Source organism: Paenibacillus sp. 01T422 (assembly GCF_056398785.1).
Map to the genome: position 1 here is coordinate 1 of NZ_JBFTQB010000756.1, position 3,281 is coordinate 3,281.

The window sequence follows — 3,281 nt, forward strand, 5'->3', positions numbered from 1 at the left end:
ATACAGGTCTCACTGGATCTCCCATTATTAGTAATGCCTTGCCTCCTGTTGGAGCCTTTTTAACATCAAATTTACTTCATGGGGGAGTTGGGCGTTGAACAGATGGATCTTCCTAATTTGCATCCCATGCAATTAGAGTTAATATAATCGTTCATACGTACTCAAAGAAGTCCTCAGATTTATATAATTTGAGTGTTGCTTTTATGTTCAGAATTACCCCTTTCATCTTCCAGGATACCCATCAAAATCGGACATCTTCGTTGCATTTTTGAAAAATCCTTGTTCAACTAATCTGCCCTTCCTTCGGTTTTAAGGGTTATCTAACGTATACTCACTCATTCGCATGATCTCGTTGCCCTGGATAAAGGTTATAGTCCGAAAAGTAAGCGTATTAAACTCTGTCGTTCCAATTTTGGACGTGCGGGAACAGAAGAAACGCTTTAGAACATTTCCCCAAGCACTATTTTCTGCACGCATACGCGGTTGAAAGTCTCTTTATCATCAGGCAGTCAACACTAAGCCGAACCATTGCTCATCAAATTCACTTATAAACTGAGTTTGTATTCAAATTTTTAGGCTTTGCTTTATATAATATCAGTCCAAAGATTAATACGGTTACCCCAATCGCTTTTTGAAGTGTAAAAGGGACTGTTTCCAGCCCGAACCAACCAACGGAATCCCACCATAGTGCACATATTAGCTGAGAGACCATTACGATTGAAATAGAGTAGCTTGGTCCTAGCAATTTCACACCTCTTACCACACATGTTACGACACCAATACCCAGCAAACCGCTAAACCAGAACCATGGTTGAATAGGTTTCAAAGGGAAAAATCCAGTGCCGTCAAACAGGAGTCCCATACTGAACGAAGCTAAGAATCCCATCCCCAATACAAGAACGGTCGTAGAATGTAAGCTCGCAGCTTCGTTAACTTTACTGTTGAACATCGTTTGAACACTTATTAAAGATCCTGCCGCTATTGCCATCAACATTCCCCATATCATGATTTCCTATCCCCATTCTCATAAATATTCCAACCAGCTACTTCGGTTAGCCCCTTGCGGTCTAGAACGATGAGCTTCCCCTTACTCCGCTCAACTAACCCTGTGGAACAGAATCCCTGAAGAACCCTGTTCAAATGCCGGTAACTCGTTCCGATGAGGTTTGCTGTATCTTTTAAATTTGTCATACTTAAACTGGAATGCGTCATCCCCTTCTCATCCTCAATAGAGATTGACAGTAGATAACTAGCCAGCCTAACTTCTACTGGATATAGAAGACTAGAACTTAGTGCTATGGATTTTTGGTAGAATTTATGGGTAACTATATTAAGCAAAAACCGCAGAAAAGAAACTTCTTCTTCATATTGAGTTAACCAACGTTTATGAAGACTGATCGTCTCTACAGGGAATACGGCTGTTACTGTATTGAGATTTTTCTTCCCCCTCAAACATTCAATTTCTCCAATTACCCCCAAAGGGATTGTGAAATTAATCAGTAGTGTTTTTCCTTCCGTAGAGGTGGTATACACTTTTACCTTTCCTTGCACGATAAAATGTATATATTGAGGTGCTTCACCTTGCAAGCATAGTGCTTCGTCCATTTCAAAACGGTATAAGGCCAGATGTTTTCGTAATGTCTTCGGTATAACATCATCCAAGCCAAATTGACTGAGATATTGATTCATCCGTTTCGTGTCCATGATTTCTTTCATAGCAGACATAACCCCTTACTAGGTATACTATTCTTCATAATGTCAAACATAAAATACCAATTACCATTAACCCGAGACCGACCCATTGCGGTGATCTCAAACGAAGCGAGACCGAGCCGTATAAGCCTATTTTCTCCAAGATTAAGGTGACTATGATTTGAGCAATCAGGACTGCCGATACGGTTAACGCCGCGCCATTTCGATGAAACGCCGTTATGTTACTGAATAGGATAAAAGCTGCAAAAGTCCCTCCGAGCAGGTAGGCTGGTTTCACTTTTTTAAGATTTCTCCACGATTGATCTCCGACCATCCAAACGAATAGTAGTGCTGCTACAAATCCAGTGCCCTGAGTAAGAGCAGCAGCCTGCCATGTTCCAATACTTTCCCCAATGGCCGCGTTCGCTGCACCCTGTAAAGTAAGGAAAGCACCGCCAAAACATGCATATATGACACCTTTCATCGTCCTGTTTGCCTCCCTCGTCTTCATCGCTTATTCTAATTTAACGATGAGTAAAAGAATCAGGATAGGACATATGTCCTCGTTCATTATCACATAGGTTTTATAAACTAATAACATATCTAAGCTACAATTCAATTTGTTATCTATTGTCGAATGGGTGAGGTCATTATGAATTGAAAAGCGGTTTTAAGTGATTCCCATGAAATTGCTAAACTTTCAAGCCAATTGGGCTATCGCATGGATCACCTCCAAATTGATGAGAGGTAAAACAGATCACCAACCTGAACGACCATATTGATTTTGTGATGGAATCTAACAATGATCTTCACACAAGAGATGACAACGATACAAAATAATACGATCTTGAGCATCATGACAACCATCAGCTTATACTTGATCTTCATATCCCTGAAGGATACCCGACGAAATCTGTCAGTAAACACGATGCCAACTCCTTTATAGTTAGAAAAAAGACCCTTAAATGTTATTTGGTGCTGTCCGACTTGAGAAAACAAAAAAATTCGGAGCTAGTGCTCCAAGTTTCATATAGACATATTTTTACTAAACATAAACGATATTGTTGTTTACCCTCATCTTCTAGAGGAGAGTTCATTCCATCCCTGTGAATGCCAACTCACCTTCGCAATAAATAAAGCTACACTCATGAGCGTTACTTTTCCAATTCATAAGGATTTGGCGTTAAACCTCTGATCTACAAGAAAGAGTCAGTCGACCATTTTGGTTTAACCACCTTTTTTCTCGTGGCAAGCTCACAAATGCCGTCAGCACATTACGGCTTTCTATGGTAATATGTTTTATCGCTCACCATACTCTACCTGTTTATTGTGTTAATAATCATTTATTAAGTAGTAAAACCGACTTTTTACATTACAATTTTTTAACATTAAAGATTAAAATATTCCTGAAATATTACATTTTAAAACACCACCTCCTTAAGTAACAAACATAACAAAAAGCCCGTACCATCAAGGTACGAGCTAACGACATTTATGTTCCAACTCTACGACATTTTATCTTCCAATCACCGACATTTCAAGTTACAACTCACATATAAAACCAGGGGCTCCCGCCCCTGGTTCTACTA

Annotated in this window: 4 protein-coding genes; all 4 read right to left on the minus strand. The window is 39.6% G+C overall.

What is annotated here, in order from left to right; all coding sequences use genetic code 11:
• Positions 1-541 precede the first annotated feature (541 nt).
• Complete coding sequence (locus tag AC1DUA_RS30590) at positions 542-1,006, minus strand: DMT family transporter (protein ID WP_477503331.1); 465 nt, start codon at positions 1,004-1,006, stop codon at positions 542-544.
• Entirely contained in the window at positions 1,003-1,716 is a 714-nt protein-coding gene (locus AC1DUA_RS30595; RefSeq protein ID WP_477503332.1) for a Crp/Fnr family transcriptional regulator, read from the minus strand. The genes AC1DUA_RS30590 and AC1DUA_RS30595 overlap by 4 nt, the downstream gene beginning before the upstream one ends.
• Before the next feature lie 34 nt (positions 1,717-1,750).
• Positions 1,751-2,176 carry a DMT family transporter gene (locus AC1DUA_RS30600; RefSeq protein ID WP_477503333.1) on the minus strand — a complete coding sequence of 142 codons (426 nt, stop codon included), beginning with the start codon at positions 2,174-2,176 and terminating at the stop codon, positions 1,751-1,753.
• Positions 2,177-2,418: 242 nt separating this feature from the next.
• The gene (locus AC1DUA_RS30605) at positions 2,419-2,619 is read right to left on the minus strand and encodes a hypothetical protein (RefSeq protein WP_477503334.1); all 201 of its coding nucleotides are present in this window, start codon (positions 2,617-2,619) and stop codon (positions 2,419-2,421) included.
• Positions 2,620-3,281 lie beyond the last annotated feature (662 nt).